The organism is Streptomyces sp. AHU1 (assembly GCF_045343905.1).
Taxonomy (GTDB): Bacteria; Actinomycetota; Actinomycetes; order Streptomycetales; family Streptomycetaceae; genus Streptomyces; species Streptomyces triticiradicis.
Map to the genome: position 1 here is coordinate 4513712 of NZ_CP174283.1, position 23565 is coordinate 4537276.

Annotated in this window: 14 protein-coding genes and 1 pseudogene; 12 read left to right on the forward strand and 3 right to left on the reverse strand. The window is 68.0% G+C overall.

The window, feature by feature from the left end:
- Window positions 1-133: 133 nt before the first annotated feature.
- Together ACICHK_RS20170 and ACICHK_RS20175 are read left to right on the forward strand one after the other, a co-directional pair.
- Window positions 134-1255 carry a peptidoglycan bridge formation glycyltransferase FemA/FemB family protein gene (locus tag ACICHK_RS20170; RefSeq protein WP_151471026.1) on the forward strand — a complete coding sequence of 374 codons (1122 nt, stop codon included), beginning with the start codon at window positions 134-136 and terminating at the stop codon, window positions 1253-1255.
- Between the two features lie 158 nt (window positions 1256-1413).
- A complete protein-coding gene (locus ACICHK_RS20175) occupies window positions 1414-2445 on the forward strand; it encodes an alanine racemase (protein ID WP_103553414.1) in 1032 nt (343 codons plus the stop codon).
- Between the two features lie 90 nt (window positions 2446-2535).
- On the opposite strand, the gene ACICHK_RS20180 is transcribed toward ACICHK_RS20175, so the two are convergent.
- Together ACICHK_RS20180 and ACICHK_RS20185 are read right to left on the reverse strand one after the other, a co-directional pair.
- Complete coding sequence (locus ACICHK_RS20180; RefSeq protein ID WP_406838000.1) at window positions 2536-4041, reverse strand: glycosyltransferase family 87 protein; 1506 nt, start codon at window positions 4039-4041, stop codon at window positions 2536-2538.
- 110 nt (window positions 4042-4151) lie between these two features.
- The gene (locus ACICHK_RS20185) at window positions 4152-6884 is read right to left on the reverse strand and encodes a transglycosylase domain-containing protein (RefSeq protein WP_406838001.1); all 2733 of its coding nucleotides are present in this window, start codon (window positions 6882-6884) and stop codon (window positions 4152-4154) included.
- A gap of 374 nt (window positions 6885-7258) precedes the next feature.
- Here ACICHK_RS20185 and ACICHK_RS20190 point away from each other — a divergent pair, with 374 nt between their 5' ends.
- The 5 genes and pseudogenes from ACICHK_RS20190 (at window position 7259) to ACICHK_RS20210 (ending at window position 12377) form a co-directional block, all read left to right on the forward strand.
- On the forward strand, window positions 7259-7942 hold the full coding sequence (locus tag ACICHK_RS20190; protein ID WP_151471029.1) for a PadR family transcriptional regulator: 684 nt from the start codon (window positions 7259-7261) through the stop codon (window positions 7940-7942).
- Window positions 7943-7986: 44 nt separating this feature from the next.
- Window positions 7987-9069 carry an inositol-3-phosphate synthase gene (locus tag ACICHK_RS20195; RefSeq protein WP_406838002.1) on the forward strand — a complete coding sequence of 361 codons (1083 nt, stop codon included), beginning with the start codon at window positions 7987-7989 and terminating at the stop codon, window positions 9067-9069.
- A 78-nt stretch (window positions 9070-9147) separates the two neighbouring features.
- Entirely contained in the window at window positions 9148-10410 is a 1263-nt protein-coding gene (locus ACICHK_RS20200; RefSeq protein ID WP_406838003.1) for an MFS transporter, read from the forward strand.
- Window positions 10411-10523: 113 nt separating this feature from the next.
- Complete coding sequence (locus ACICHK_RS20205) at window positions 10524-11018, forward strand: hypothetical protein (protein WP_406838004.1); 495 nt, start codon at window positions 10524-10526, stop codon at window positions 11016-11018.
- A 247-nt stretch (window positions 11019-11265) separates the two neighbouring features.
- Window positions 11266-12377: pseudogene (locus ACICHK_RS20210) on the forward strand (transposase).
- Window positions 12378-13569: 1192 nt separating this feature from the next.
- Here the strand turns inward: ACICHK_RS20210 and ACICHK_RS20215 are convergent.
- Window positions 13570-15036 carry a CCA tRNA nucleotidyltransferase gene (locus ACICHK_RS20215; protein WP_406838005.1) on the reverse strand — a complete coding sequence of 489 codons (1467 nt, stop codon included), beginning with the start codon at window positions 15034-15036 and terminating at the stop codon, window positions 13570-13572.
- A gap of 222 nt (window positions 15037-15258) precedes the next feature.
- Between ACICHK_RS20215 and ACICHK_RS20220 the strand changes: the two genes are divergently transcribed.
- From ACICHK_RS20220 to ACICHK_RS20240, 5 genes are all read left to right on the forward strand, one after another.
- Window positions 15259-17679, forward strand: coding sequence for a DUF6049 family protein (locus ACICHK_RS20220; RefSeq protein WP_406838006.1), 2421 nt, complete (start codon window positions 15259-15261; stop codon window positions 17677-17679).
- A 46-nt stretch (window positions 17680-17725) separates the two neighbouring features.
- The gene (murJ, locus tag ACICHK_RS20225; protein WP_406838007.1) at window positions 17726-19969 is read left to right on the forward strand and encodes a murein biosynthesis integral membrane protein MurJ; all 2244 of its coding nucleotides are present in this window, start codon (window positions 17726-17728) and stop codon (window positions 19967-19969) included.
- Between the two features lie 118 nt (window positions 19970-20087).
- On the forward strand, window positions 20088-21803 hold the full coding sequence (locus ACICHK_RS20230; RefSeq protein ID WP_151471036.1) for a protein kinase family protein: 1716 nt from the start codon (window positions 20088-20090) through the stop codon (window positions 21801-21803).
- Window positions 21804-21831: 28 nt separating this feature from the next.
- On the forward strand, window positions 21832-22563 hold the full coding sequence (gene sigM / locus ACICHK_RS20235; protein WP_406838008.1) for an RNA polymerase sigma factor SigM: 732 nt from the start codon (window positions 21832-21834) through the stop codon (window positions 22561-22563).
- Window positions 22560-23465, forward strand: coding sequence for an anti-sigma factor family protein (locus ACICHK_RS20240; RefSeq protein WP_406838009.1), 906 nt, complete (start codon window positions 22560-22562; stop codon window positions 23463-23465). Before sigM ends, ACICHK_RS20240 begins: the two co-directional genes overlap by 4 nt.
- Window positions 23466-23565: the final 100 nt, after the last annotated feature.

Genomic DNA, 23565 nt, shown 5'->3' on the forward strand with positions numbered 1-23565 from the left:
ACGCCTCGCACCGCGTCCCGGGGATCCAGGTCCCATACGGCCATTCGGGGCGCTCGCGGGGCGCAGTAGGCTTCGGCGCGAGAGCCGGAGCCCTTGTACCCATGGGGACACACCAGCCCGAGGAGCGCCCCTAATGAGCCTGACCCTGAGGACCATCAGCCGAGAGCAGCATCTGGCATACATCCAGAGCCTGCCCGCGGCCAGCCACATGCAGGTCCCCGCGTGGGCGGACGTGAAGGCCGAGTGGCGTTCCGAGAGCCTCGGATGGTTCGACGAGAAGACCGGCCAGATGGTCGGCGCGGGCCTGGTGCTGTACCGCCAGCTGCCCAAGATCAAGCGTTATCTCGCCTACCTGCCCGAGGGCCCGGTCATCAACTGGTTCGCGCCGAACCTCGACGACTGGCTGCAGCCGATGCTCGCGCACCTCAAGCACCAGGGCGCCTTCTCCGTGAAGATGGGCCCGCCGGTGATCATCCGGCGCTGGGAGGCCACGTCCATCAAGGGCGGCATCCAGAACCCGGACGTGAAGCGTCTGCGCGACATCGAGGCCGACTTCATCGAGCCGCGCGCCTTCGAGGTCGCCGACAAGCTGCGCCGCATGGGCTGGCAGCAGGGCGAGGACGGCGGGGCCGGCTTCGGCGACGTCCAGCCCCGCTACGTCTTCCAGGTGCCGCTGGCCAACCGTTCCCTCGAAGAGGTCCACAGGAACTTCAACCAGCTGTGGCGCCGCAACATCAAGAAGGCCGAGAAGGCCGGCGTCGAGGTCGTCCAGGGCGGTTACCAGGACCTGGAGGAGTGGCAGCGGCTCTACGAGATCACCGCGATCCGCGACCACTTCCGGCCGCGCCCGCTCTCGTACTTCCAGCGCATGTGGACGGCCCTCAACACCGAGGACCCCAACCGCATGCGGCTCTACTTCGCCCGCCACAACGGAGTGAACCTTTCGGCGGCGACGATGCTCGTCGTCGGCGGACACGTCTGGTACTCCTACGGCGCCTCGGACAACATCGGGCGCGAGGTCCGGCCCTCGAACGCGATGCAGTGGCGCATGCTGCGCGACGCGTACGCCCTGGGCGCCACGGTCTACGACCTGCGCGGCATCTCCGACTCGCTGGACGAGACCGATCACCTCTTCGGTCTGATCCAGTTCAAGGTGGGCACGGGCGGAGAGGCCGCCGAGTACCTCGGCGAGTGGGACTTCCCGCTCAACAAGCTGCTCCACAAGGCTCTCGACATGTACATGTCCCGCCGCTGAGCCGTCCGGAACCGCGTCCCGGGCCGCCGGAACGCCCCGAATCGCAGCCCGGGCCGCCGAACCGGCCCGGGACAGCCCCATCGGCCCGGCGAATCGGCGACAATTCCTTTTCATACCCCTGATACACCGCAGCCACGAGAAAGGTTCCGGGACCGGCCATGGCGCTCACGCTCTACGTCGACACCGCGCGCTGGCGGGCACACCACAAGCAGGTGTCCGAGCAGTTTCCGGGGCTCGTCCCCGTCTGCAAGGGCAACGGTTACGGCTTCGGCCACGAACGGCTCGCGGACGAGGCCACCCGTCTGGGCTCGGACATCCTCGCCGTCGGCACCACGTACGAGGCCGCCCGTATCAAGGACTGGTTCGGCGGCGACCTGCTGGTCCTGACACCGTTCAGGCGCGGCGAGGAGCCGGTGCCGCTGCCCGACCGCGTCATCCGCTCCGTGTCGTCCGTCGACGGCGTGTACGGCCTCGTGGGCGCCCGTGTCGTCATCGAGGTGATGTCCTCGATGAAGCGGCACGGCGTGAGCGAGCAGGAACTGCCGCACCTGCACTCCGCCATCGAGAACGTCCGGCTGGAGGGTTTCGCGATCCACCTGCCGCTGGACCGCACGGACGGCTCGGACGCCGTCGAGGAGGTCATCGGCTGGATGGACCGCCTCCGTGCGGCCCGGCTGCCCCTGCACACGATGTTCGTCAGCCACCTCAAGGCCGAGGAACTCGCACGGCTCCAGCGGCAGTTCCCGCAGACCCACTTCCGCGCCCGCATCGGGACGCGGCTGTGGCTGGGGGACCACGAGGCCACGGAGTACCGCGGGGCCGTCCTGGACGTCACGCGCGTCTCCAAGGGCGACCGCTTCGGCTACCGGCAGCAGAAGGCGGCCTCCGACGGCTGGCTCGTGGTCGTGGCGGGCGGTACGTCGCACGGGGTGGGCCTGGAGGCCCCCAAGGCCCTGCACGGCGTCATGCCGCGCGCCAAGGGCGTCGCGCGCGCCGGCCTCGCGACGGTCAACCGGAACCTTTCTCCGTTCGTCTGGGCGGGCAAGCAGCGCTGGTTCGCCGAGCCCCCGCACATGCAGGTCTCGATCCTCTTCGTGCCCCACGACGCCACGGAGCCGAAGGTCGGCGACGAACTGGTGGCCCATCTGCGGCACACCACCACGCAGTTCGACCGCGTCGTCGAGCGCTGACCGAGGATCCGGCGCACTCCGGCACAGCGAAAAGGCCGTACACGGACACCGTGTACGGCCTTTCGCGTGCCCCTTCCGCGCCCCGTTCGCTCAGAGCGAACGGTCTCCTGGTGCCGGGTCCTCACGCCAATCGGCCCCGGGAACCCCGTCGAAGTGCGCCGCGTGCCGCCGCGGGTGCCCGGCCGGGCCGAGGACGAAGACGTCCTCCGCGCCGTCGAGGATCCCGCCCGACGGGTCGTCGTCGCCCTCACGGCGCACCACGTCGTGCTCCGGCACGAAGATGTCCCGTACGACCGTCCCGCACAGGTACAGCGTCCCCAACAGGTGGACGGCGATGGCGACCTGGTACCCGTCGGTCGGCAGGCCCTTGTGGGCGTCTCCGCTGGTCGTGTACGCGAGGTACATCCAGATGCCGAGGAAGTACGCCACCTCGCACGCCTGCCAGACGAGGAAGTCCCGCCAGCGCGGCCGGGCCAGCACCGCGAGGGGGACCAGCCAGAGCACGTACTGCGGCGAGTAGACCTTGTTCGTGAGGATGAAGGCCGCGACGATCAGGAAGGCGAGTTGGGCGAGGCGGGGGCGGCGGGGGGCGGCGAGCGCGACGGCGGCCAGACCCGCGCAGATGATCACCATCATCACCAGCGCCCACGCGTTGGCCGTGTCCGGTGTGATCGCGATCTTCATCCACTGCGAGACGAACAGGAAGACCGAACCGAAGTCGACGCCGCGGTCGTGGCTGAAGCTGTAGAACTTCGACCACCCCTCGGGCGCGAGGTACATGACGGGAAGGTTCACGGCCAGCCAGGCACCGACGGCACCGAGCAGCGCCGTGCCGAACTCACGCCACTTGCCGGCGCGCCAGCACAGCAGGAAGAGCGGTCCGAGGACCAGGAACGGGTAGAACTTGGCGGCCGTGGCGAGCCCGATCAGGACGCCGAAGGCGAGCACCCGTCCGCGGGACCACATGAGCATCGCGGCGGCCAGCAGGGCCACGGCGAGGAGGTCCCAGTTGATCGTGGCCGTGAGCGCGAAGGCGGGCGCCAGGGCGACCAGGAGGCCGTCCCAGGGGCGACGGCGGTGGGTGCGCGCGGTGCACACGGCGATGACGGCCGCGCACGCCATCAGCATCCCCGCGTTGACCATCCAGTAGACCTGCTCCTGGTGCTGGATGCTCCCGCCGCCCGGGGTGAGCCAGGCCGCGACCTCCATGAACACACCGGTCAGCACCGGGTACTCGAGGTAGTCCATGTCGCCGGGGAGCTTGTCGAAGTACGGCACGAGGCCGTCGGCGAAACCCCGCCCCTGATAGAGGTGCGGGATGTCCGAGTAGCACGCGTGCGTGTACTGCGAGCTGGCGCCGAAGAACCAGCCGCCGTCGTAGCAGGGCAGCTTCTGGACCATGCCGAGGGCGAACATGCCGATCATCACCAGCGCGACGACCCGTACGGGCGTCCACCAGGACGTCCCGAGCAGGGCGCGCCGCCCGATGGGGCCGCCGATCAGCTCACTGCCGGCGGTGGCGATCTCGTCATCCCTGGTCGGCCGCACCGGCTCCGGCTCGTGAACGCTCGCTCGCGTCGTCTCTGCACTGGGCATGCCGCACATCCTGCCGTACGTGTCCGAGAAGGGAAGCGGGGACGACCCCGGAAACGGCTTCGCGCGTGCGCCCCGAAGGTGCGCACGCGCGAAGGCCGGGTCGGCGACCGTCAGCCGGAGCCTCCGAGGAGACCCCCGCCGCCGTTGCCGTTTCCTCTGGTGCTACCGGTGCTGGCCGGCGCTGTCGGCGTGGTGGCCGTCGCCGTCGGCGACGTGGTCACACCGCCGTCCGTACCACCGATGTCGGTTCCGCCGTTGTCGTTGCCGTTGTTGCACCTGAAGTCGAACTTCCTGCAGGTCTCGGTCGGCGTCGGCGAGGGGGACGTCAGGGTCGCGCTCGGGGTCGGGCTCGGGCTCTCGGTCGCGCTCTCGGTGGCCGAGGGCGTCGGCGTCGGGCTCGGGGCCTCGTTGATGATCTGCCCGATGTCCTCGGGCGTCGGGAAGGCCTTCGCCGGCTGTCCCTTGAGCGCCACCCTCATGTAGTCCCGCCAGATCTGGGACGGGAACGAGGCACCGTGGATGGTCTCCTCACCACCCGTGCCGTACATCTCCAGGAACTCGCGGTTCTTCTTGGTCTCGTCGTCGTCCAGGCGGTACATGCCGATCGCCGTGGACAGCTGCGGGGTGTACCCGACGAACCAGGCCGACTTGTTGCCGTCGGTCGTACCGGTCTTGCCGGCCACCTCACGGCCCGGCAGCTGGGCGTTGGTGCCGGTGCCCTTCTCGACCACGGTCTTCAGCACGTCGGTGACGTTGTCGGCGACCTTCGACGTGAAGGCCTCCACCGTCTTCGCGATCTTGTCGTGCTGGAAGACGGTGCCGTCCTTGTCGGTCACCTTCTCGACCGAGTACGGGTCCCGCTGCTTGCCGCTGGCCGCGAAGGTGGCGTACGCCCCGGCCATGCGGATCGCGCTCGGGGAGGAGGTGCCCAGGGAGAACGAGGGGAACCTGGAGCTGGCGAGGCTGGACTCCTTGATACCCGCACGCAGGACGGAGTCCTTCACCTTGTCCAGACCCACGTCCATGCCCAGCTGGACATAAGCCGAGTTGACGGACTCGCGCATGGCCTCACGCAGGTCGATCTGGTAGGTCGGCGGGTTGAGGGACTGCCCGCCGTCGTTCGTCTGCAGCCACTCCTGTCCCTTGTCGTCCGTCCAGTCGGTTCCGTCGTAGTCCTTGATCTTGAGCTTGTTCTTGCCGCTGTACAGGCTCTTCGGCGAGACGACGGTGCGCTCGTCCTGCGCCTGGGTCGGGTCCCCGTCGGGATCCCTGACGCCCCAGGACATGGCGGCCGCCAGCACGAAGGGCTTGAACGTCGAACCCACCTGGGCACCGGTCTGGTCGGCGTTGTCGGTGAAGTGCTTGGTCGCGTCCACGCCGCCGTAGATGGCCTCGATCGCACCGCTGTCCGGGTTGACCGACGCCCCGCCGAACTGGACGTACTTGTCGGTCTTCGGCCGCAGCTTGGGCTTGATGTTGGCCTTCTGCACCTTCTTCACCGCGGCCTCGAGCGCGTCGACCTTCTTCTTGTCGAAGGTCGTGTGGATCTGGAGGCCGCCCTGCCGGAGCTTGGTCTCGGTGATCCCGGTCTTGTCGCTGTTGTTGACCAGGTACGAGTTGACCAGGTCGACCAGATAACCGACCTGTCCGCCCAGCGCGGCGTTCGTCCGCGGAGACTTGATCTCGGGGAACTTGGTGTACTTGGCCCGTGTGGCCGCGTCCAGACGGCCGTCCTTGACCTCTTCGGTGAGGATCCACCGCCAGCGTTCCTCGGCGCGCTTGCGGTTGGCCTCGGGCGTGGCGGACGAGTCGATCGACACGGCGCCCGCCGGGTCGTAGTACGTGGCGCCCTTGAGCACCGCCGCCAGGAAGGCGCACTCGCTGGGGTTCAGCTTCGTGGCGTCCTTGTCGAAGTACGCGTGCGCGGCGGCCTGGATCCCATAGGCGTTACGCCCGTAGTACGCGGAGTTCAGGTAACCGGCCATGATGTCTTCCTTGGGCACCTTGGCCCCGACCTTGATCGAGACGAAGAGCTCCCTGAGCTTGCGGGAGACCGTCTGCGACTGGTCCTCGAGCATCGCGTTCTTCACGTACTGCTGGGTGATGGTGGAGCCACCCTGCGTCTGGCCACCCTTGGCCATGTTCACGAAGGCGCGGGCGATACCCATCGGGTCGACGCCGCTGTCGGTCTCGAACGTCTTGTTCTCGGCCGACATCACCGCCCACCGCATCTCCTTGGGGATCGCGGCGTAGCCGATGATCTGGCGGTTGGCCTCGCCGCCCGTGGCGACCATCTCGCTGCCGTCGGCCCAGTAGTAGACGTTGTTCTGCGCCTTGGCGGTCTTTCCGATGTCCGGAATGCCCACGAGGGCGTAGCCGACACCGGCGGCCACGACCAGGCTGCCGGTGAAGCCGATGAACAGGCCCGTCACGAGCTTCCAGGACGGCACCCAGCGCTTGGCGCCGTACCGGCCCGCGCGCGGGTAGTCGATGATTCGTTTCTTGGCGGGCTCGGGAGCGCGCCCCCGGCCACGCCCGGGACCCCCCGGGCCCTGGGGACCACCGCGCCGGCCGCCCCCTCCTCCGGAGCCGCCGTGGCCCGCACCGTCGGCGGCTCTGCGCCGGCCTCCGGCGTTCCCGCGCTGCGTGGCACGACGCGCCTCGGCACGGCTGCCGAACGGGCTCTCTTCACCTCCCGTGCCATACGGCTCGGAAGGAGACCCGGTGGCGTCTCGCGGTGCCTCGCGGCGGCCTGCGGACGGGCCGGGCTGTGGCTGGCCGCGCCGGGCCGCGGCACGTCCGCCGCCCTGCGGCTGCGGCGGTTTGCGACGGTGCTCGCTCATCGAACGACTACTCCTCGGGCAGGCGCACCCTTGCGCGCCTGGAAACGGCGGCTGGTTTCCGGTCCCCCCGAAGTACGGATGCGGTCGATCGTGCATTCACCCGTACTGCACCAAAGACGTTGACGCTCTCAGACGTCACTCGGTTCCCGGTGGTCTCCATCCCGCACAGAGTACGCACCGCCAAAACTCATCTAGCACGAAGTTCACCTCAAATCAGGCAACTCGCTTCGTATGAATCGGTGATGTGACGTCGTTCACTCTGCTCCCCCTTGCCGCATACGTAAGGTCGTCCTATCGTGCTGATGTATCGAGTCGATACATCAGCACGGCATAAAGACCACGCCGACGAGGCAGCGACAGGAGAGGGGGCGACGATGAGCCGGCGTGCCGGGATCCTCGAGTTCGCCGTACTCGGCCTGCTCCGCGAGTCCCCGATGCACGGTTATGAGCTGCGCAAACGACTCAATACGTCACTGGGTGTGTTCCGTGCCTTCAGTTACGGAACGCTCTACCCCTGCCTCAAGACGCTGGTCGCCAACGGCTGGTTGATCGAGGAAGAAGGATCCACACCCGAAGACGCCCTGACGGCAACGCTCGCGGGACGTCGCGCCAAGATCGTCTACCGGTTGACGGCGGAAGGTAAGGATCACTTCGAGGAGCTTCTCGCGCAGACGGGTCCCGACGCGTACGAGGACGAGCACTTCGCGGCTCGCTTCGCCTTCTTCGGGCAGACGTCACGCGATGTACGCATGCGCGTACTGGAAGGTCGCCGCAGCCGTCTGGAGGAGCGCCTCGAGAAGATGCGCGCCTCGCTGGCGCGCACCCGGGAGCGCCTCGACGACTACACGCTTGAGCTCCAGCGCCACGGAATGGAGTCCGTGGAGCGCGAAGTGCGCTGGCTGAACGAGCTCATCGAGAGCGAGCGGGCCGGCCGGGACGTCAAGCGTCCCGGCCTCGAAGGCTCCGCTCAGCAGGACAACACATCTGGAGAGACGGGCGGCCTGCCCCGGCACCGGGACAGCCCCCGGCCGGATCCGTCCGACGACACCGCCACGTGAGGCCCCGTTCGGGGTTTCACCGATATACACAGGGAGCAACCGGAATGGGTTCGGTTCGCGTAGCCATCGTCGGCGTGGGCAACTGCGCCGCCTCGCTGGTTCAGGGCGTCGAGTACTACAAGGACGCCGACCCGGCGACCAAGGTGCCCGGCCTGATGCACGTCCAGTTCGGCGACTACCACGTCGGTGACGTCGAGTTCGTCGCCGCGTTCGACGTCGACGCGAAGAAGGTCGGCCTCGACCTCTCCGACGCCATCGGTGCCAGCGAGAACAACACCATCAAGATCTGCGACGTCCCGAACAAGGGCGTCACGGTCCAGCGCGGTCACACCCTGGACGGTCTCGGCAAGTACTACCGCCAGACCATCGAGGAGTCCGCCGAGGCGCCGGTCGACGTCGTGCAGGTCCTGAAGGACCAGCAGGTCGACGTCCTCGTCTGCTACCTGCCCGTCGGTTCCGAGGACGCGGCGAAGTTCTACGCCCAGTGCGCCATCGACGCCAAGGTCGCCTTCGTCAACGCCCTCCCGGTCTTCATCGCCGGCACCAAGGAGTGGGCGGACAAGTTCACCGAGGCCGGCGTCCCGATCGTCGGCGACGACATCAAGTCGCAGGTCGGCGCGACCATCACGCACCGCGTGATGGCGAAGCTGTTCGAGGACCGCGGTGTCCGTCTCGAGCGCACCATGCAGCTCAACGTCGGCGGCAACATGGACTTCAAGAACATGCTCGAGCGCGACCGCCTCGAGTCCAAGAAGATCTCGAAGACGCAGGCCGTCACCTCGCAGATCCCCGACCGCGATCTGGGCGAGAAGAACGTCCACATCGGTCCCTCGGACTACGTGGCCTGGCTCGACGACCGCAAGTGGGCCTACGTCCGCCTCGAGGGCCGTGCCTTCGGCGACGTCCCGCTGAACCTGGAGTACAAGCTCGAGGTCTGGGACTCCCCGAACTCGGCCGGTGTCATCATCGACGCCCTGCGCGCCGCGAAGATCGCCAAGGACCGCGGCATCGGCGGCCCGATCCTCTCCGCGTCGAGCTACTTCATGAAGTCCCCGCCGGTCCAGTACTTCGACGACGAGGCCTTCGCCAACGTCGAGAAGTTCATCAAGGGCGAGGTCGAGCGCTAAAGCGCACTTTCGTGCTCGCTGTCGAGGGTCCCCGGGCTTACTGCCCGGGGACCCTCCTCGTATGTGAGGCTGTGCCCCATGGCCGTCATCCGTGACCTGCGCGTTCTCCTGCGCTTCCAGGGATTCAGACGCCTGCTCGGGGTACGGCTGCTGTCCCAGGGCGCCGACGGCGTCTATCAGATCGCGCTGGCCACCTACGTGGTCTTCTCACCGGAGAAGCAGACCTCGGCGGCCGCCATCGCCTCCGCGATGGCGGTGCTGCTCCTCCCGTACTCCCTCATCGGCCCCTTCGCGGGCGTCCTGCTGGACCGATGGCGGCGACGGCAGGTCTTTCTGTACGGCAATCTGCTGCGCGCGGTGCTGGCGTGCGTGACCGCCGTCCTGATCCTGGGCCAGGCACCCGACTGGCTCTTCTACACCTCCGCGCTCTGTGTCACCGCCGTCAACCGCTTCGTCCTGGCCGGGCTGTCGGCCGCGCTGCCCCGCGTCGTCGACACGGACCGGCTGGTGCTGGCCAACTCGCTCTCTCCGACCGCCGGAACCCTCGCGGCCACCGCGGGCGCGGCTCTCGCGTTCGCCGTACGGCTGGCCGTCGCGGACTCCGACGCCGCGGTGGTCCTCGTGGGAGCCGCGCTGTATCTGAGCGCGGCCCTCGCCTCGCTGCGTATCGCCCCGGAGGTCCTCGGGCCCGACCAGGAGCTGGTCCGCCCGTACCTGGGCACGGTGTTCGCCGGCACCGCACGAGGTCTCGCCGGAGGTGTACGCCATCTCGCGGAGCCTCCACGGCGGGAGGCGGCCTGGGCTCTGATGGCGATGACCCTGATGCGCTTCTGCTACGGCGCCCTGACGGTCATGGTGCTGATGCTCTGCCGGTACGCGTGGGCGTCCGGGGCGAACGGCGGGCTCGCGCTCCTGGGACTGGCCGTGGGGGTCTCCGGAGCCGGCTTCTTCGTCGCGGCCGTGGTGACACCCGGGGCGGCCGGACGACTGGGCCCGGGCCGTTGGATCGCCGTCTGCGCCGGCGCCGCCGCGGTCCTGGTCCCCGCGCTCTGCCTCCCGTTCGCCCCCGCACCCACGCTGTGCGCCGCTTTCATGCTGGGCGTGACCACACAGGGCGCGAAGATCGCCACGGACACCATCGTGCAGTCCGCCGTGGACGACGGTTTCCGCGGCCGGATCTTCTCCCTCTACGACGTCCTGTTCAACGTCGCCTTCGTCGGAGCGGCTGCGGTGGCCGCCCTGATGCTGCCTCCTGACGGGCGGTCCGTTTCCCTCGTCCTCACCGTGGCGGCGGTCTACGCGTCAATTGCGGCCGCTATGGCCCGCTTTGAGCTTCAGTAAGTGTCACATCAGGGCTACAGAGCCACTTCTGACTACTGCATTGTCACAGGAGCCCGATAACTTACGTGCGTCTTACTTTCGCGTCACGCACTTACGTTCCAGGGGGACCTCCAGTGACAACTCCGCCGCCGCCCCAGGGCCAGAACCCCTACGCGCAGGGGCAGCCTCCCCAGGGCGGCAACCCGTTCGCACAGGGTCAGCCCCCGCAGGGATACCCGCAGCAGCCGACCGCCGGTTACGCCCCGGTCCCGCCCGCGCAGCCAAAGCGCAAGATCACCTTCAAGCTGGTCAAGAACGTCGTGACCGTCGTCGTGGTGGCCGTCGCGGTCATCGGTGGCTACATAGCCAGCCGCGACGACGCCAACACGGCGGCGGTCGGTGACTGCATGCACCGCGGCAACAGCAGCAGCACCAACCCCGACCTCGAGGTCGTCGAGTGCAGCTCGTCGCAGGCGCAGTACATCGTGCTGGCCAAGATCGAAGGCTCGTTCACCTCAGCCACCGCAGACAGCAAGTGCTCGGCGGAGGCCAAGGACTTCCAGTACTCGTACACCGAAAGCGGTGACGGCAGTGACTTCCTGCTCTGCCTGAAGGACTACTCGAAGTAAGGCAGCTACGCGAAGGGGCGGTGTTTCACGTGAAACACCGCCGAACACCGAATCGGCGCCGCATCAGCCCTGCGCTTTCATGAAGCGGGCTGTCCGGCAAGTGGTCAGGCCAGCAGAAAACGCCTCTGACTAGTGAGAATGAAGATTGCTGAGATCCTTGTTCCCGCCGCTGTCCGAGGCGCTTTCCAGGTGAAGGAGCCCATCCGGGCCCTGTCCCCATGTCTTTGTCCGGGATGACGGCCGGGCCGTGGTCCCACAGGCCGGTTCGGTACTGCTGGACGAAGCGGCCCGTATGGCCAGCCTCGACCAGGCCATTTCCACAACACTCGCTCCCTAGCGGAAATCGAGGGGCGTCCACGGCCCGGGCAAGACACTCGTGCGATCTTGCGTCGGTGGTCGCGCCCGGAGGGGAACTGCCTCGCCAGCATCGCGATGCTGTGCGCCGAGTTGGCCGTGTTTGAGCTGGCCGCCTCCGATCCCACGGTCTCCCGTCTAGTCAACTCCCTCGCCCCCACAGGTGATGAAGCATTGACCACGATCCGCTCCGCATAACCTGAAGTGCATCAACGCTCCTGGACGTTGGTCGGCAAACGAGCACCGGACACCGGTGGGCAAGCGACCGTGGACCTAGACGGAGTCCTGGTCGTCCCTCACTCCAACAAGCAGAATGTCGCCCCGACATGCAAGAAGTGCCGGCGCGGGCGGCAGACCCTCATCCGATGCGACTCCACAGACGGCGTCCACAAGTTCGTGACCTGGCTCGCTCGGCGCGGGCGCTGGCCGTCCTACCCCGCTGGCATGGTGAATTGGGGTCATCCATCAACACGTTTCGAAGATCCCGGCATCAGCTTGGACCCCGGCCTTTAAGAGCGGCAGCGGAGTCCGCGACGGATCATGGGACACTCAACTCACCGGCGACGTCGTGGAGGGCTGGCCGAAAGGCATGCAACTGATCCTTCGCAAGGAACGGCCGCATCCCGGTGCCCAGCTGAGGATCATGAACACGGACGGCATGCGGGTCACGTGCTTCGCGCCAACAGCGCCAGCTGTCCGATCAACCAGCTCAAGCTCCGTCACCGGCTGCAAGCCCGGGCCGAAGACCGGATCCGGTCCGTCCGCGCGACCGGCTTGCGCAGCCTGCCCCTGCATGACACCGCGCAGAACAAGGTCTGACTCAAAGTTGTCCAGGTCGCTCTCGACCTGCTGGCATGGGATGCCCATGCTCGCCCTGGTCGGCCAGGCCCGCTTCCGGGCGCCCGCCATCTACGGTTCCGCCTGTTCTTCTGCAGCCAGGTAACTCGTCACCACCGGTTGGCGACGCATCCTCCGCCTCGCCCGCCACTAGCCTGGGCAGGTTAGGTCACCACCGCTCTCGAACATCTTGCGCTCTTACCGAACCCCGGCGGAGCAGCAACCTTCCAGTCTCTACGAGGAAACCGGTCCAGACCGGAGCAGTGGAACCTAGCGTCCGCCCGGGACGGCACTCGGGCCTTCCGTCCGCCCACCATCAGCTACGAAAGTGAAGTGGTCTACTGACTACGTCGACGGACCATCACGAAAGATCGAGGCTAGAGCGGCGACCTCAACAGCAAAATCAAGACAACATGTTAACGATCCGCAAATTTATTGATCATGAGCATGATGCGAATGGTACAGTGATCGCTGTTCTTCGACCATTCGCAGGGGGAATAATGAAGAAGGTAATGGCTACCTTGATGGCCACTGCCGGAATATGTGCAGGAATGGCTACATTTTCTGTACCTGCGCAAGCAGCAGTGGGTAGCTGTTTCAAAGAACTGCATCGCGCCACCTATCCGATGTACGTGCGTATGACATGCTCATCGGGTGACGGAGAGTTTCAAGTCCACATAACCTGCCGCGAGGCGAGTGGAAGAACTTATGTCGCGCAGGGTGCTTGGGGGGCCCCTCAAGTGAAGGCTTCTAAGGCTAGCTGCCGCGGGGAAGACTACCTTGTCACCTACACCGTGAGCTATCGATAATTCTCGTTCCGATGGCATAAAAAATCCCAGATCTGGCGTTCATCAAACGCTTTTAGGTGAATTAGGTCCGGTGCCCGTTCGACCTCGAACAGGCACCGGATCGGGGCCGTACGCCGTCCATAGCGGGGGCTATGCATTCCCGGAATACCAGCAGCACGACATCGCTGCACAATGGCGACGTCACCATGGGGCGCGACAGCACCATCAGCGGGGTTTCTGTCGCCGCGGCCCGCCCTTTGCCTAGCCGATGCCGCCAAGAGGAACATCACAGGTGTCATCAGCACCTCCAAAAGCACGCCGAAGAAGGTGCTGAGCAGCTGGGATGGCGCCCGCGTGGCGGCCACTGCAGCAGCGGGCTGGCCAGGGGAAGCAACTACCAATTCGATAAGGAGCAGTGGACGAGGGTCAACGTTAACGACAAGCTCACCAACAGCTCCCTGCGCAACGTGTAGACCAGCAGGACAGCACAATGACCCGCTGACCGTTCGGCTTCCTGGGAAGGGCCGTCATGTTTCACGTGAAACATGACGGCCCTTCCCAGGTCTCAGCCCTCAGCCCTGCTCGGTCCACCACTCCTTGAGTGCCGTCACCGCGGCGTCATGTTCCATCGGTCCGTTCTCCAGCCGCAGCTCCAGCAGGAACTTGTAGGCCTGGCCGATCGCGGGGCCGGGGCCGATGCCCAGGATCTCCATGATTTCGTTGCCGTCGAGGTCGGGCCGGATCGCGTCGAGTTCTTCCTGCTCCTTGAGCTGGGCGATGCGCTCCTCCAGTCCGTCGTAGGCGCGGGAGAGTGCGGTCGCCTTGCGCTTGTTGCGCGTGGTGCAGTCGGAACGGGTCAGCTTGTGGAGACGGTCGAGGAGCGGCCCCGCGTCACGCACATAGCGGCGGACGGCGGAGTCCGTCCACTCACCGGTGCCGTACCCGTGGAAGCGCAGATGCAGTTCGACCAGACGTGAGACGTCCTTGACGAGATCATTCGAGTATTTGAGCGCCGTCATCCGCTTCTTGGTCATCTTGGCGCCCACCATCTCGTGATGGTGGAAGGAGACCCGTCCGTCCTGCTCGAAACGGCGCGTCCGCGGCTTGCCGATGTCGTGGAGCAGCGCGGCGAGCCTGAGCGTCAGATCGGGCCCGTCCTCCTCCAGCGCCATCGCCTGCTCCAGAACGATCAGCGTGTGTTCGTAGACGTCCTTGTGCCGGTGGTGCTCGTCACGCTCCAGCCGCAGCGCGGGGAGCTCGGGAAGCACGTGCTCGGCGAGCCCTGTCTCCACGAGCAGCGTCAGGCCCTTGCGCGGATGGGCGGACTTGATCAGCTTGTTCAGTTCGTCCCTCACCCGCTCCGCGGAGACGATCTCGATACGCCCGGCCATGTCCGTCATGGCGGCAACCACCTCGGGTGCCACCTCGAAGTCGAGCTGCGCGGCGAACCGTGCGGCGCGCATCATCCGCAGCGGGTCGTCGGAGAAGGACGCCTCCGGGGTGCCCGGGGTACGCAGAACACGGGCGGCGAGGTCGTCCAGGCCGCCGTACGGGTCGATGAACTCCTTCTCCGGCAGCGCGACGGCCATCGCGTTCACCGTGAAGTCGCGACGCACGAGGTCTTCCTCGATGGAGTCGCCGTAGGAGACCTCCGGCTTGCGCGAGGTACGGTCGTACGCCTCGGAGCGGTACGTCGTGATCTCGATCTGGAACGACTGCTCCACGTCGCCCACGCGGGCGTCCTTCTGCGCCCCGACCGTGCCGAAGGCGATCCCGACCTCCCAGAGCGCGTCCGCCCAGGGCCGGACGATCTTCAATACGTCCTCGGGCCGGGCGTCCGTCGTGAAGTCCAGGTCGTTGCCGAGCCGGCCGAGGAGCGCGTCCCGGACCGAGCCGCCGACCAGGGCGAGGGAGAACCCGGCCTCCTGGAAACGGCGGGCGAGCTCATCGGCGACAGGGGACACCCGCAGCAGTTCGCTCACCGCGCGGCGCTGCACCTGGCTCAGGGCACTGGAATTGTCTTCGTTGGCGTTCGGCACAACAGAAAAGGGTACGTGGCCGGGGCGGCGGGGAGCGCCTGGATAAATCCCACACCCGCCCGACATCTTTTCGCGGGGCAGAATACGCGCACATACAGGACAGTCGGCGCTCATGCCCGATCTTGCGGACCACTCCGTGGCACTTACTCTCAGCGCACCTCGTTACCATGCGTGGACGCACATTCCGACGACCACTGACGACGACGAGGGACGGGCGAGCGCGTGGCCGAGGCGGCAGACTTCCAAGGGACCAGTCCCTCACCTGCCCGCCGGTGGCTCCGGCGCAGCGGTGCACTGCTCGCCGGGGCGCCGCTGCTGGCCGGGCTGCTCCAGCTGCCCTTGAGCACGCCCTCCCAGGCCGCCGAGAAGGCTTCCGCGGCCACCGCCGCGGGGTCGTCCGGCCCGGTGGACGTGAACCTCGACTCGCTGAGCCCCAGCGCCCCCACCGGCGGCGACACGATCACGGTCTCGGGCTCGGTCACCAACACGGGCAAGCAGGCGGTCACGGACGCCCACGTGGGCATCCGCGTGGGTCCGTCCCCCCTGAACACCCGCACCGCCATCGACACCGTCGCCCGGCGCACCGGCTTCCAGCCGGGCCTCGACCCGCTGGAGGTCGGGGGCAAGTACGTCGTGAAGGTCACCAGGCTCGACGCGGGCGGCTCGCAGCGCTTCAGCATCTCGGTGCCGGCCAAGGACCTCGACCTCGGCTCCGCCGGTGTCTACCAGCTCGCCGTGTCGCTCACGGGCCGGACCACCTCTCAGGCGTGGGACCAGGTCCTCGGCATCGAGCGGACGTTCCTGCCCTGGCAGCCCGAGGCCGCCGACACGAAGACGCGGACGACGTACCTCTGGCCGCTCGTCTCCACCGTCCACCTCACGGCGGAGACCGGTTCGGACGCCCAGCAGACCCCCGTCTTCGAGAACGACGACCTGGCCCAGGAGATCGCCCCCGGCGGGCGCCTGGACCAGCTCCTGTCGCTGGGCAGCCAGCTCGATGTCACCTGGGTGCTCGACCCGGACCTCCTGGCCTCCGTCGACGCGATGAGGGGCGGCTACCGGGTCCAGCAGGAGAACGGCACGACCGTCGCCGGAAATAACCAGGCGGTGGCCAACGCCTGGCTCGACAAGCTGGAGAAGACGGTCCAGGGCCAGAGCGTCGTCGCCCTCCCCTTCGCCGACCCCGACCTCGCGTCGCTGGCCCACCAAGGCAAGGACGTCACCGGTTCCCTGAGCCACCTCAAGGACGCAACCGATGTGGCAGTCCGCACGGTGGAGACGATCGTGCACGTGAAACCGAGCACGGAGTTCGCGTGGCCCGTGGACGGCGCGGTGGACCCCTCGATCATCAAGGTGGCGACGTCGGCCGGCGCGGACAAGGTGATCGCCCGCAGCGACAGCCTGCGCGAGACGAGCGGTCTGTCCTACACGCCCAGCGCCGCCCGCCCCATCGGCGGCGGAACGACGGCGGTGGTCGCGGACGAGCGGCTGTCGACCGTGTTCCAGGGCGACATGCTCAAGGCGAACGACTCGACGCTCGCCGTCCAGAAGTTCCTCGCGCAGAGCCTGATGATCAACCTGCAGGAGTCGAAGAACGAGCGCAGCATCGTCGTCGCCCCGCAGCGCATGCCCACGGCGAGCCAGGCACAGTCCATGGCCGAGGGGCTGCGCGCGCTCCAGCAGGGGAACTGGTCGCAGTCCCAGGGACTGACCGAGGCCGCCAAGGCCAAGCCGGACCCCGGCGCCACCACGACGGTGCCGCCCACGTCCTCGTACCCGTCGGCGCTGCGCCACCGAGAACTGCCGCGATCGGCGTTCGAGAGGATCCAGGCGACCCAGGCCAAGCTCGACAAGTTCCGGATGATCCTCACCGACGAGTCCCGGGTGGTCACCCCGTTCGGTCTGGCCATAGACCGGGGGATGTCGGCGTCCTGGCGCGGCCGGCCCGCGGAGGCGGCAGATTTCCGGCAGGGTGTGGAGACGTACCTCGACGGGCTCATGGGCCTGGTGCACCTCATCCAGAAGTCGGACGCGAAGCTGTCCGGGCGCAGCGCCACGATCCCCGTGACCGTCCAGAACAACCTCGTGCAGGGCGTCGGCCATCTGGTGCTGCGCCTCACCTCGCAGCAGCCCACCCGCCTCAAGATCGGCAATGGCCCGTACGACGAGCAGCAGATCCAGGTCGCGGGCGAGCACAGCCAGTCGGTCAAGTTCACGACGTCCACCAAGGCCAACGGCCCGGTCCAGGTGGTCGCCCAGCTCTACACGGAGGACGGGCAGCCGTACGGGGACCCGGTTTCCTTCGAGGTGAAGGTCACCGAGATCACCTCGACGGTGATGCTCGTCATCGGCGGCGGCGTCCTGCTTCTCGTACTCGCCGGTTTCCGGATGTACACGCAGCGTAAGCGCGCGGCGGCCCGGCAGACCGAGGACGCGGAGAACGGCCCCGAGGCAGGGGGCGGGAGCAAGGACGCGGAAGGCACCGTGGACACTGACACCACCGAAGACTCCGAGGCGGGCCCCGAACGGGCTTCCGCATCGGAGTCCGGGGCAGACGACCCGGAGCAGCCGAGTGACCCGTCACCGGACACCGCACCGGAAAGCGCCGACCCGTCCGGCACGGGTGAGAGAGTGGACCGTTGAGCGATGTCGTGGCCGGTTGGCCCGGGGACGATGAGGTGGGGTAACCATGAACGCGCCGTACGACGGTGACCGCGGCCAGGGCGCGGGATCCTCGGGCTACCCCGAGGACTACCCGGACCGGGACGCGGGCCGCCCCGGCCACCCCGAGGGCACGCCGGAGACCGCTCAGATGCCGCAGGGGTCTCCCGCGGACATGTACCTCCAGGACGCCTACGACCAGGATCCGTACCGGGCTCAGGACCTCTCCGCCCAGGACCCGGTGTCGGAGGCGCTCTACGACCGTGCCGCGCACCCTCCGCCGGCACCCGGGACGTATGCCCCTCAGCAGCCGCTGTACGCACAGCCGCCCGCGTCGCAGTACGCACCCGACCCGCGGCTGTGGGCCCAGACGCCGCCTCCGGAGCCGTCCGGACCGACGCGCCACCTGCCGTACGGGGACGACGCCCGGACCACCCAGTACGTGGGGGTGGACGATCTGGTCACCCAGGCCGGCGAGGAACAGCATGAGCCCGACGCCTTCGCCCACCTCTTCCGCGATCAGCAGCAGGGCGGCGTCCGCCAGGCCTACGCCTCCTCCGCCTCCCCGGCGGTCCCGCCGCCTGCCCCCGAGCCGGCTCCGGCCGCCGCTCAGCCGCCCGCGGCCGCTCCGGCGAAGTCCGGCGGCCGTGCCTCCGGCTTGCTGAAGTCGAGCGCCGTGATGGCGGCGGGCACGCTGGTGTCCCGTCTCACCGGCTTCGTCCGGACCATGATCATCACGGCGGCCCTGGGCGCTGCGACCCTCGGTGACGCCTGGACCGTCGCGTACACCCTGCCGACGATGATCTACATCCTGACCGTCGGCGGCGGCCTCAACTCGGTCTTCGTTCCCCAGCTGGTGCGCTCCATGAAAGAGGACGACGACGGGGGTGAGGCGTACGCCAACCGCCTGCTGACGCTCGTCATGGTGGCCCTCGGCGTGATCGTCACCGCCGCGGTGTTCATCGCGCCGCTGCTGATCCAGCTGATGTCGAACTCCATCGCGAGCGACCCGGCCTCCAACAACGTGGCCGTCACCTTCGCCCGGTACTGCCTGCCCACGATCTTCTTCATGGGCGTCCACGTGGTCATGGGCCAGATCCTCAACGCCCGCGGGAAGTTCGGCGCGATGATGTGGACCCCGGTCCTGAACAACATCGTCATGATCTTCACGTTCGGCATGTTCCTCTGGGTCTACGGAACCTCCCGGCACTCCGGCATGACAGTGGACAACATCCCGCCGGACGGCATCCGCCTGCTGGGCATCGGCACCCTGCTCGGCCTGGTCGTGCAGGCCATGGCGATGGTCCCGTACCTGCGCGAGGCCGGTTTCCGGTTCCGTCCGCGCTTCGACTGGCGGGGCCACGGCCTCGGCAAGGCCATCAAGCTCGCCAAGTGGACCGTGCTCTTCGTCCTCGCCAACCAGGCCGGCGTCCTCGTCGTCACGCAGCTGGCCACCGCGGCGGGCAAGGCTTCCGGCAAGGACGGAGCGGGCATCCTGGCCTACTCCAACGCCCAGCTGATCTGGGGCATGCCGCAGGCGATCATCACGGTCTCCGTCATGGCGGCCATGCTTCCGCGGATCTCGCGGGCGGCCCACGACGGAGACCCGGGAGCCGTCCGGGACGACATCTCGCAGGGTCTGCGGACCTCGGCGGTCGCGATCGTCCCGGTTGCCTTCATGTTCCTCGCCCTGGGCATCCCCATGTGCACCCTGCTCTTCGGCTCCAGCGGCCTCGCGGCCGCCGAGTCCCAGGGCTACGTCCTCATGGCTTTCGCCCTCGGCCTGATCCCGTTCTCGGTGCAGTACGTCGTCCTGCGTGGCTTCTACGCCTACGAAGACACCCGTACCCCCTTCTACAACACGGTCATCGTGGCAGCCGTCAACGCGGCCGCCTCGGCCGTCTGTTACCTGATCCTGCCCGCGCAGTGGGCGGTCGTCGGCATGGCCGGCGCGTACGGACTGGCGTACGCCGTGGGCGTCGGAGTGGCCTGGCAGCGGCTGAGCAAGCGGCTGGGCGGCGATCTGGACGGAGCCCGCGTGCTGCGCACGTACGCGCGCCTCTGCCTGGCCTCCGTCCCTGGCGCCGTGGTGGGCGGCACCGTAGGCTTCGCGATCACCCGGTTCCTCGGCCACGGCGCGATCGGTTCGATCGCGGCGCTCGTCGTCGGGTCGATCGCTCTGCTCGGCGTCTTCTACGTCGCCGCGCGCAAGATGCGCATCGAGGAACTCAACTCAATGGTCGGAATGGTCCGCGGGCGCCTGGGGCGCTGAGGCGGGGGTAGGCGCACAACCATCGTCCGTCGCCGTGTGTCGTGCATAGCGTCGGACTGTGGGCACAATTGGTTTCTGCGTCGGACAGCGCGCAATGGATGGGGAGGCAGGGACGACGGTGGCGGAACGGAGCACGGCTGCCGTCGACGTGGCAGACAACAGCGGTGATGAACCGCTGACCGCCAAGGCGGACCAGACCACGTCCGACGGGGTGGCCCATAACCGGGAGCGGGAAACGGACAGCGAAGAGGCACAGGGGAGCGGCGGGACCGAGGGTCCCGGAAAGGCCTCACCGCCCGAACTGCACAGCGGGCACAAGCTCGCCAGGCGTTACCGCCTCGAAGAGTGCGTCACCCGACTGGACGGTTTCAGCAGTTGGCGCGCGATGGACGAGAAACTCCGCCGTGCCGTCGGGGTGCACCTGCTGCCCGCCGATCATCCGCGCGCCCGCTCGGTACTGGCGGCGGCCCGTTCCTCCGCCCTGCTGGGTGATCCCCGGTTCGTCCAGGTCCTGGACGCGGTCGAGGAGAACGACCTCGTCTACGTGGTGCACGAGTGGCTGCCGGACGCCACGGAACTCACCGCCCTGCTCGCCTCGGGTCCCCTCGAGGTGCACGAGGCCTACCAGATGGTCAGCCAGGTCTCGGGGGCCATGGCCGCCGCGCACCGTGAGGGCCTCGCCCATCTCAAGCTGACCCCGGGCGCCGTGCTGCGCACGTCCACCGGTCAGTGGCGCATCCGCGGGCTCGCCGTGAACGCGGCGCTGCGCGGCGTCAGTTCGGACACCCCGCAGCGCACCGACACGGAAGCGATCGGCGCGCTCCTGTACGCCGCCCTCACCCAGCGCTGGCCGTACGAGAACGACGCCTACGGCCTGTCAGGGCTGCCCAAGGGCGTCGGCCTCATCGCACCCGACCAGGTGCGGGCCGGTGTGCACCGAGGCCTGTCGGAGCTCGCCATGCGCGCGCTCGCCAACGACGGTGCGACCGCCTCCCGCCACGAGTCCCCGTGCACCACGCCGGAGGAGCTGGTGAAGGCGATCGGCGAGATGCCCCGCATCCGCCCGCCGGAGCCCGCGTTCACCGCACCGCCCGAGTACCAGCGCACGACGTACCAGCAGGGCACGTACGGCCGTCAGGCGCCCCGTCCGGGCGCCACCCAACCCTTGCCGACCCCGCCGCCCCCGCTGCAGAGCCGTACGGGCACAGCCCTGAAGTGGGCCGTCTCGGCTCTCCTCATCGCCGCCCTGGGCCTCGGCAGTTGGCAGCTCGCGGACGCGCTCATGGACCACGACAAGTCCGACGACACCAAGAAGACCCAGACGACGGACGGCAACGAGAAGGGCAACACCAAGCCCGAGCCGGTCAGGCCGATCGCGATCAAGGGCGCGCAGGAGTACGTGGCCGAAGGCTCCCCCCAGGCAGCCGACGACGTGGACAAGACCTTCGACGGCAACAGCACCACGTTCTGGCGGACGAAGACGTACACCGCTGGCCCCAAGCTGGCGCCGTACAAGCCCGGCGTGGGCATCGTCTACGACCTGGGTTCGGCCCACTCGCTCAAGAACGCCTCGATAGGACTTCGCTACGCGGGGAATCACACCACGATCCACCTGTACGCCGCCGACGCGCTGTCGCCCACGACGTCCGTCGACGGCATGAAGGAGATCGGCACCGCCATCACAAGCGGCACCACCCTGAACCTGAAAGCGTCCAAGTCCGTGAAGACGCAGTACGTGCTGCTGTGGCTCACCGATGTGCCGAACGCTCCCAGCGACGGCTACAGCGGCGCAGGCTGGAAGCAGGCGATCACGGATGTGAAGTTCACCGGCTGACACTCGTCGACGGAGGGGAGGGGGTCCGATGGCCGATGAAGCCGCACAGGGTGAGACAAGCGATCAGGACCTCCTGGCCCGCCACGTCGAGGGCGACCCGGATGCCTTCGGTGAGCTTGTACGGCGTCATCGCGATCGGCTGTGGGCCGTGGCCCTGCGGACGCTGGGAGACCGCGAGGAGGCCGCTGACGCGGTCCAGGACGCACTCGTCTCCGCCTACCGGGCCGCCCACACCTTCCGGGGCCAGTCGGCCGTCACGACCTGGCTGCACCGCATCACGGTGAACGCCTGCCTGGACCGGGCCCGCAAGGCGGCCTCCAGGAAGACGTCCCCCGTCGACGACACCCAGCGCCTGGAGCAGCTCCTCGAGCCGCACGAGTCCGCTGCCGCCCTGGCCGAACGCAATGACCTCCACCGCGAGCTCATCGGCGCGCTGGGCACGCTTCCCGCCGACCAGCGCGCCGCCCTCGTCCTGGTGGACATGCAGGGCTACCCCGTGGCGGAGGCGGCCCGCATTCTCGATGTCCCGACCGGCACCGTGAAGAGCCGCTGCGCGCGTGGCAGAGCCAGACTCCTTCCCCTCCTCACCCACCTCCGCGCGGAGAAACCGGATGACGAGGAGACGAAGAAGTCGGGCGGCGGACGGAACCGGACGCAGGGGACATCCGTCCCACCCGCAGCGGGACCTCACGAGTCGGGAGCCCGCGGCGCAGGGCCAAGCGATTCAGCTGCTGTGAAGGGCGGAGGTGGGCGAGCGTGACATCCACGGCGGACACGGCCGGACACCCGGACGTCGCGGAAATCTCCGACCTCACCGAAGGTCTGCTCTCGCCTTCCCGTACCGAGGACGTCCGACAGCACCTCGACGGGTGCGCGCTCTGCTCCGACGTGTACGACTCCCTGGAGAAGATCCGCGGTCTTCTCGGCACCCTTCCGGGGCCCTCACGCATGCCCGACGATGTGGCCGGACGCATCGATGCCGCCCTCGCCGCGGAAACCCTGCTGAGCGCCACAGCTCCCGACGGGTCAGCCGACGCCGGCGACGACCGTTCTCATGTTTCACGTGAAACATCGACCGCTGTCGGCCCCTCGGGGCATCCCCGTGGGGCCACCGGCCCCGGTCGCCCCCGTCGAGCACGTCGTGGGCGCCGCAGGACGGCTCTCCTCACCGCCGCCTTCGCGGCCGTGGCTCTGGGGCTGAGTGCGATCCTCGTTCACTCCCTGAGCGACGACTCCGGCAAGACCGCCCAGACAGCGACCCGACAGGAGTCGGGGTCGCCGGACACCTTCTCCGAGCAGACGCTCCAGGGCGAGGTCTCGGCTCTTCTCACCAAGAACAAGACATCGGGCCATGCCTCACCCAAGGCCAAACCCTGGGGCGTCGAGTCGCAGGACGCCGGAACCGACTCCGGCGACGTGCAGACCTTGATCACCCCCACACCCGCTGTTCCCCAGTGTGTCGAGCAGGGGACCGGGGACCCCGGTGTGCTCCTGGCCGCCAAGGAGGGCTCGTTCCAGGGGAAGGGCGTCTATCTCCTCGTGGTGTCGGATGTCTCCGACAGGACGAAGGTCACGGCGTACGTCGTCGACGCCGCCTGTGAGAAGCAGTCCTCTCCGTCGCCCGGCAAGGTGCTGCTGACGCGGTCGTACCCACGCTCCTGAAGGCGTCCCTCTCCGCCCGGCACCCGGTCTCCGTGTGCCCTGACACAGCGGGAATTGAAGCCCCTTAGGATCCGTTGGGTGGGGTGAGAGTACTGAGAGA

Excerpts from the sequence above, each read along its gene's own strand:
- ACICHK_RS20170 (WP_151471026.1), top strand. The coding sequence starts at position 134 with ATGAGCCTGACCCTGAGGACCATCAGCCGAGAGCAGCATCTGGCATAC.
- ACICHK_RS20195 (WP_406838002.1), top strand. The coding sequence starts at position 7,987 with ATGGGTTCGGTTCGCGTAGCCATCGTCGGCGTGGGCAACTGCGCCGCC.
- ACICHK_RS20200 (WP_406838003.1), top strand. The coding sequence starts at position 9,148 with ATGGCCGTCATCCGTGACCTGCGCGTTCTCCTGCGCTTCCAGGGATTC.
- murJ (WP_406838007.1), top strand. The coding sequence starts at position 17,726 with ATGAACGCGCCGTACGACGGTGACCGCGGCCAGGGCGCGGGATCCTCG.
- ACICHK_RS20175 (WP_103553414.1), top strand. The coding sequence starts at position 1,414 with ATGGCGCTCACGCTCTACGTCGACACCGCGCGCTGGCGGGCACACCAC.
- ACICHK_RS20185 (WP_406838001.1), bottom strand. The coding sequence starts at position 6,884 with ATGAGCGAGCACCGTCGCAAACCGCCGCAGCCGCAGGGCGGCGGACGT.
- ACICHK_RS20190 (WP_151471029.1), top strand. The coding sequence starts at position 7,259 with ATGAGCCGGCGTGCCGGGATCCTCGAGTTCGCCGTACTCGGCCTGCTC.
- sigM (WP_406838008.1), top strand. The coding sequence starts at position 21,832 with ATGGCCGATGAAGCCGCACAGGGTGAGACAAGCGATCAGGACCTCCTG.
- ACICHK_RS20180 (WP_406838000.1), bottom strand. The coding sequence starts at position 4,041 with ATGCCCAGTGCAGAGACGACGCGAGCGAGCGTTCACGAGCCGGAGCCG.